The 7495-nt window shown below is 43.4% G+C and carries 4 protein-coding genes; 1 reads left to right on the forward strand and 3 read right to left on the reverse strand.

Features of this window, described 5'->3' with window-relative positions; translation table 11 throughout:
- Positions 1-74 precede the first annotated feature (74 nt).
- Genes CXF82_RS11980 through CXF82_RS11990 form a run of 3 tightly spaced genes read right to left on the reverse strand, consistent with a single transcriptional unit; the run spans position 75 to position 4742 of the window.
- Positions 75-1406, reverse strand: a complete 1332-nt coding sequence (locus CXF82_RS11980) for a cytochrome c (RefSeq protein ID WP_102044246.1) — start codon at positions 1404-1406, stop codon at positions 75-77.
- 7 nt (positions 1407-1413) lie between these two features.
- On the reverse strand, positions 1414-1947 hold the full coding sequence (locus tag CXF82_RS11985) for a (2Fe-2S)-binding protein (RefSeq protein ID WP_101093045.1): 534 nt from the start codon (positions 1945-1947) through the stop codon (positions 1414-1416).
- Complete coding sequence (locus CXF82_RS11990) at positions 1944-4742, reverse strand: xanthine dehydrogenase family protein molybdopterin-binding subunit (RefSeq protein WP_101093043.1); 2799 nt, start codon at positions 4740-4742, stop codon at positions 1944-1946. Before CXF82_RS11990 ends, CXF82_RS11985 begins: the two co-directional genes overlap by 4 nt.
- Positions 4743-5121: 379 nt before the next feature.
- Between CXF82_RS11990 and CXF82_RS11995 the strand changes: the two genes are divergently transcribed.
- The coding region (locus CXF82_RS11995; protein ID WP_257982776.1) for a TonB-dependent receptor domain-containing protein at positions 5122-7495 on the forward strand (2374 nt) is incomplete at its 3' end.

The following is a 7495-nucleotide window of genomic DNA, read 5'->3' on the forward strand; positions in this document are numbered from 1 at the left end:
CTATTTGGATTTGGCTAGCGAGATCAAAAAAACGAACCGTTAGGTTCGTTTTTTTTGGAATAACGTTAAAGCTTCTAATCCGATTTTTTCATCTGTAGATGATTCAAATAACCCTCTTTATCCAATTTTTCTCTAATCTCTTTGACCATATCATTATCAACTTTTGCATCCTTTTGTGCTCCCCAAACTTGTCTTGCAAAGTTAACGAGCTCAGCCACTTGCTGATCTGATACTTGTGCATTGAAAGATGACATCGACACCACGCCTCTGGTTTGGCTTTGACGTTTACTGGGCAAGCCTCGCAGAATAACGGCGATAGAGTTGTACGGCGATTGGGCGGTAAAGGCGCTATTTTGATTTAAGGCCACCACGGCTTCGGGTTTTCCTAAGCCATCTAAACCATGACAACCTGCGCAATAATCAACATAGGTTTGATAGCCTGAAAGTGTTTTATCTTCTTGGCTTAAATACACTCGCTTAGCCATTTTAAGATCACTAGAGCCATCAACTTCTGCAATCGAGACCTGATCTTTATCCAGTAAATAGCCGGATATAGCAGCTAAGTCTTCATTAGGCATGTGACTCAAACTATGGTTAACGACCAAATACATATTCTCGTAGGTTGAGCCCATTCGAGACTCACCCATTTTTAGCAGATCAACCAGATCTTTAGCGTTCCAGCCCTGTGAATTTAGCTCTTTAGCGGTGATATCACCCGCCTGCCAACCTTCCAAAAATTCACCTTGTAGCGCTTTACTGGGTTGCATCGCAAACAATAGGTTTCTCGGCGTGTGGCACTCACCGCAGTGTCCTGCAGCCTCGACAAAATACTTACCCTTGTTCCATTGTTTGCTGCGGTTGCTGTCGGGGCTAAAGTCGGAGTCTTCAAAAAAGAGTTGGTTCCAGCCTCCTAAGAAAAAGCGAATGTTGGCTGGGAAGATAAGATCATTAGCACTGTTAGGCTCTGCAATCGGCTTAATGGACTGGAAATAAGCCCACAGTGCATCAAGATCTTCATCATTTAATTTCCGGTACGAAGTGAATGGCATAGCAGGGTACAAGTTGCCGACCTTACTTGAGTAACCCCATTTTACAGCCCGATAAAAATCTTCACGTTGGTAAAGCCCAATGCCGTATTGTTTATCAGGGGTAATATTGGTTGAATAGATCATTCCGAATGGTGAATCAAACGCCACGCCTCCGGCAAATGGCGCGCCACTGGGGCCTGTATGGCAAGCAACACAATCACTTTCAATGGCGACTTGTCGGCCACGCTCAACGATTAAGTCTACGGCCTCACTTTGATGATCTGCACTTGCGACATTGGCTAATTTACCGCTACCAAGATAGATAAAAATGATCGCGGCTAGACCCAAAGCCAAACCGATAATAATGAGCTTTTTCATAACATCCTTATCGAACAAGTTCTGGTTGAGACAATATAAGATCCTCTATTGCCTCATAGTATTTAACGTAGCCTGTACAGCGACATACATGTTCAGCCAGTGAGGCTTCAATTGAAGATCGTAGCTCAGACTTTTTAACTGGATTTTGTTTTAGTGATTCGTAATAACCGATGGCTTCATTAACAAAGCCCGATGTACACCAACCACATTGGAAAGAGAAGTGTTCGATAAAAGCTTGTTGCACCGGATGTAACTCAAGCTCTTGGGTCTTCACATCAATTCGTGCATGACCTTCTACCGTCATCAAGTTCTTACCATTAAATGACCCTACGCCATTAATACAGGTTCGATGGGTCACATGCCCAGTAGCCGTTTTCTCTAAGATCACGCAGGCATGGCATATCCCTGCGCCGCAACCAAATTTAGTGCCGGTTAAGTTTAAGTGCTCATGTAGAAACTGGATCATCATGGTATTTTGATCGACAGCAATAGGGCCGATTTGTTTACCATTCAGGATGAAATTAACGGTGCTTTTGCTCATACACTTAACCTCGACTTTATTTGTTCAGCGGTAATAGGGGTGTGGTCGAAGCGTTCGCCAATCGCATTGAATATTGCATCTTGAACTGCGGAGATCACCGGTAACATCACCACTTCGGCGATCCCTTTAGGTCGCTCTGAACTGTCATTTGATGGCAGGATTTCAAGTGTCATGTCCCATACGCTGAGATCTCTAGCTAGTGGCACGTGATAACGATTCAAATTCCAGCGTCCGTTACCGGGGCCATCTTCAAATGGTGGTAAATACTCATGTAAAACATGGCCTATTCCCATGGCGAGTCCACCTTGAATTTGTCCCTCGACGATAGGCTTTGAAATCACGGGGCCAGCATCGAGTACACTGTGAGTGCGGAGAATATCGACCTTTCCACTGTACTTATCAACGCTGAGCTCTACTAGACAATCACAGGGAGCGTAATAGGTCACCATGGCATTGTTATATTGAGTGCTTGGGTATTTTACCCAATTACGTTTAATGAGGTGGTAGCCTAAATTATCCATCAACTGTGTTTTAGCGCTATTAGCGCCGTTACCATAGCGAACCGCTAATGCATCTAACGAATGTACTTGGGTATGACCTTCAATGGTGAACTCTGCTTCAGTCCAAGCCCAGCGGTTTACCGTATGTGCCACACAACCTGTAACTAACCCAAGGTGGTGTGCAGTTGATGCCAGTAACGCCAAAGGTAAGTTGGGGTAACCTGCTTGGGTGAATTGTCCGTCTTGCCATGTTGCTGCGGAAAGGTCGCTGTTTTTATCGAGTTTCCACAATGTACGCGCCGCAGGTAAAATCCCGTATTGATAGACGACCGCACAGGCTCCTTTGGTTGCTTCGGTTTGAAAAGTAGCGGAATCGGATGCACTACTTGCCATCAGCTTTACGGGTGTCCAGAGTGGGTCTTTAGACATCTTATCTTGCTTCTCTTGACTGATGGTATAGGGGTTGTCTGTTTCAAACAGTTGCAGTGCTTTCCAAGTCTCAGTAACAGCAACTTGCACTTCATCAGCTGCTTGGCCAAAGAACTTATCGGTTAATAACCCTTGGCTGGTTTGAGCGCCGCTGCCCATCTCCATATATTCAATTTCTAAAACAATTTCGCCGGACTCCAGCAGGTTGACTGCCGCATTAGGGCCAACATTACCCGTGCCATAATTCTTAGAAAGCAATGAATAGCCGACACCAAATGTTTTGTTTGGGTTGTTGGTTTCAAAAGTGTGTTTGTTAGCCGCTCGATTCTTCCAGATAGGATGTTGCTCTGCTTTATCTAAAATTTCGCGATAGCGCAGCTCACCTGCAATTTCGGCTCCTTGAGTATTAAGATCATCAGTGTGTAATAGGTTTCTGCGTCTAAGCTCAAACGGATCTACATTTAACTCTGCGGCAGCCTGTCCTATCATGAGATCGACCACTGGCATACATTGTGTCGAGCCATAACCTCGCATTGAGCCTGATGTGACATTCCTTGAGTGATAAGCGGTTGCTTGTAAATCACTTTTTGGAATATAAAACACGCCCTGCATTGCAGACATACCAGCAGAGGCTACGCTGGCACTGAAGTTTTCTCTTCCGCCCCCATCCACATCACATACAGAGGTTAATGCTTCAATTTTTAAGGTGTCTTTATTGATCCCTAAACGGTTGTTGATTTTAAAGGGATGACGTTTAAGACCGGACTGGAACTGTTGATAGCGGTCATTGGCGATTCTAATCGGATTACCATCGGAAAATAGGCTAGCGACAAGGGCATAATAAGGGAATACTGAGTGGTCTTTTGCACCGAATCCGCCGCCAACAAATCCTGAATAAAGCACGATACTTTTAATATCTTTAGCTTGTTTGCTCTGTTTTAGCAGATGTACTGCCATTTCGGTAAAGTCGCTTGGATCTTGGCAGGTAACGGTACCGTGTACGGTCTGAGTCGCTTGATCAAACCAGATATTAGCGGCTTCTGGCTCGAGCATCATCGGCTCAACAATTTGTGTTTGAAATTGCTTTTCAACGACATGAATATTTGTTTTTAATAGATCTTGTTGGATTGTATCCGCGTAATACATCCCTTTTTCACCTAGGGTTCCTCCTATATTACGTTCCCTAGGCCATTTGGGTTGTCTTAACTGATAGGCGGGGAAAAATAGCCCATCTTGGAAGGGGGAAAAAACATCGCTTGAATCATTTCTCTCTTTTGCTATGCGTACCACACGCCATGATGCATAGGGATTTCTCTGATAAAGTTCTGTTTTATCGCCAAATTTGAGTACATCTGGATTGAAATCTAAGCGTGATTTCGCGGCGTTAAAGTCATCAAACTCATCAAACAATAGAATCGCCACCGGATGGCCAATAAAGTGGGCGACACTCCCTTTGGTTAGTAACATCTCTTCACCATGAAAAGGGGGGAGTTTGACGTCATTTTTAGCAAGATCTTCGGCCAAAATAACTTTAGTGGGTTGTTTCTCTAAAAAAGATAAATCGATACTCTCAAATGTACGATCAGCCACCGTTGCACACACAATGTATCCGTGCCACTGCTTATCAGGCCAGAGGTCAAAGTCTTTTGCTCTAAAGTCGCGAGCAAACACTTTTTCACCGGTAACCTTCTGAATTGCATCAACCCTAAATTTAGCCTTACCCCCACTAGCCCATGGTTTTTTTGGCTTATATAAGTACTCTTGCTCTCGACTATTGGCACTGACAAGCGGTGAGAAGTAAACACTGACCCCCGCAATAACGACCGTTTTAATAAAGTCTCTACGAGTTTGCTTAAGTTTTTTCATCTATGATCCTAACGTACAAATTGAAGGTATGACGCCGTAATTTCATCCTTGTTGCCATCGATTAGAGTGTTAATGTTAAGTGTAATCAACACCTAAATAGGCAAGCGATACTAGTAAGATGATAGTCTAATTTTAATACTATATTGATAAATTCTTTAGGTTCAACATACAGCAGTATGTGGATGTCTAATGTAGGAATATTCATAGTGTTAGGCTTGGTTGCTTAAAGGGGCTGTATTTTGCCGGTGGTCAATTGCCGATACGTAATTGGGGATGCGCTCGCAGATAAAACATGAACTTTAACTTTGTGTTTATTTTGTAAAATATGAGTTCAAATCGGGTGTTTTGGTAACACAATTATTTCAAATGTAAATTGCAGTTGATAATCATTATCATTTGGGTGTTTTTTCTTTATACTGCCGCCATCTTACATCCTCATGAGTATATTCTGGTGCTGTCACGTTCTATTAAGCTGTTTTTATTGTCTTTTTTATCTCTATCTGTTCAGTCGCATGTATATGCGCAAACGGATCAACATCTACAACAAAGGGTTGAAGAAGGCAGTTCTCGCTCAATGAATCAAGTATTAGGCGAGCCTAAGGTTGATGCAATTGAGATTATTGAAGTTACCGGCAGGTCATATCGTCGTGGTTTAAAATTAACACCTCCGGGTGAAGCTGTGATTACCATGAAAGAGGTTGAGGAGCAGCAGTCTTCACAATTTGCTGAGTTGGTCGATCAACTTCCCGGGGTTAACATTGATGGTGGAACCCGTTCCGGTGGCGAACGAATTAATGTTTGGGGCTTTGGCGCTGTGGAGGATTTGAACCTCTACTTAGATAATGCACCGTTGGGTTTTGAGCAATACCGCTATGGCTCTTTCTTTATTGACCCGGACCTAATTAAACAGGTTGAGGTGATTAAAGGGGCTCACGATGTTCGTTCAGGCAACGGCGGTTTTGGTGGCTCTATGTATGTAACCAGTAAAAGTGCGGAAGACTTTTTGGATACAGGAGAGCATTTTGGCGCAAGAGTTAAAGCAGGTTATAGCGATAATGACGATGAAAAGCGTAGTTTAGTGAGCTTATATGGTCAGTTTAACCGCCATCTGTCTGCCATTGTTAATTACACCTATCGAGACGCTAACGATACCACTTTAGGTAATGGAGTTTGGGGGGGGAATATTGCTGATGAGGGCGAGCCCGTTGAATATGATATGGGCAATGAAGCTAAATTTAGTTACTCAGGTTATCGTCAAAATAGCCTATTAGCGAAGTTAGATTTTGATTATGGTTCACATTTATTGTCTTTATCGATGACCGATTATACCGATGAAGGCCAAAAGCCGTGGGCTAATCGCCGTGGTCAAATGCCGAATATCAGTGATTACAATATTAAAAAGTATGGTGATTATAAAACAGCGCTTTACGCAACAACGGCTCACAATATTTACGAAGATACGAATTACTCGTTGAACTATCGTTATACACCAGACAATGATTTGATTGATACTCAGTTGGTCGTTTCAACCAGTGAGAATCAGCGTCATTGGGTACGCCCTGATATCGCATGGGAAAAGATGTATGTCTCGGTGGGTAACTTTGGCCATGAGTCTTGGCTCAACTACAAACGCTCTTTTGTCGATATCAATAACACCAGCTGGTTCGGCGACCACAGCTTATTAATCGGCTTGCAGTACTTAAGTTCAGACCGTGACTCTCTGGTTTATAATAAAACCTATGAGAAGAAAGAAGCGAAAAACTTTGGTCTGTATACGCCGTATTATCAGCCCAGCGGTAAGCAGCAAACCTCAAGCGTTTATGCCAAATTAAGTTACCAAGTTAATGATGCTCTAACGGTTAAACCATCCGTTAGATATGACTATATTCGTAGTGAAGGTAAGGGAAACTTGGCGTCTGATTATAATGATTTAGCCGCAGGCCATGACTACAGCGCAGTTTCACACTCGGGACTCTCACCGCGATTAGGTGTTCATTACGCCTTAACTGAACAGACCCAGCTCTACTTTGATTACGCCTATACATTACAGGCGCCAGTCATTGATGATATTTATACGGTGCAATATGCCAAGGCCAGTAAAGCTATCACCTCAAGCCGTGATCTAGAGGTTGAGCGTTTACACGCCTATAAGTTAGGGTTGACCCAGCTTAATCATGACTTGTTTGCTAATAGCGACACGTTATCAACTCAAATAACCTTGTACTACCACAAAGGCGAGAATGATGTGGCTAAGCGCTCTGGGGTTAACTCTGTAGAACAAGCTCAAGGCTACAACACCAATCTTGGCGGATACTACAATCAAGGTGTCGACTTGGTATTAAATTATCGCTACCAAGATCTATTCGCAGATTTAGACGCCTCTTATATAGAGGGCAAGCACGATGGCAGCTTAAAGGACTCAACGGGTGAAGATGAGTACCTGGCTGATTTAGCGCCGACCAATATTGGACTAAAGCTGGGATATTATCTGACGAGTGACGTAATGGTTGCTTGGCGTGGTAAGTGGTACGACAGTAAGTCTGAAGATGAGATGCCGACTAAAAGTAGCTTTAGAACGGATCAAGCCACTGATGCGTATTTCTTGCAGGACTTTTATGTGGCGTTTACTGGCGAGTCTGGCGCATTAGATAACTGGGAAGCCTACCTTACGGTCAAGAATATTACTAACCAGTACTACAAGCCTTACATGGCCGATGGCGTAGCGGCTGCTGGCAGAGATGTTCGCGTTAGTG

This window comes from Shewanella sp. GutDb-MelDb (assembly GCF_002836075.1).
Classification (GTDB): domain Bacteria; phylum Pseudomonadota; class Gammaproteobacteria; order Enterobacterales; family Shewanellaceae; genus Shewanella.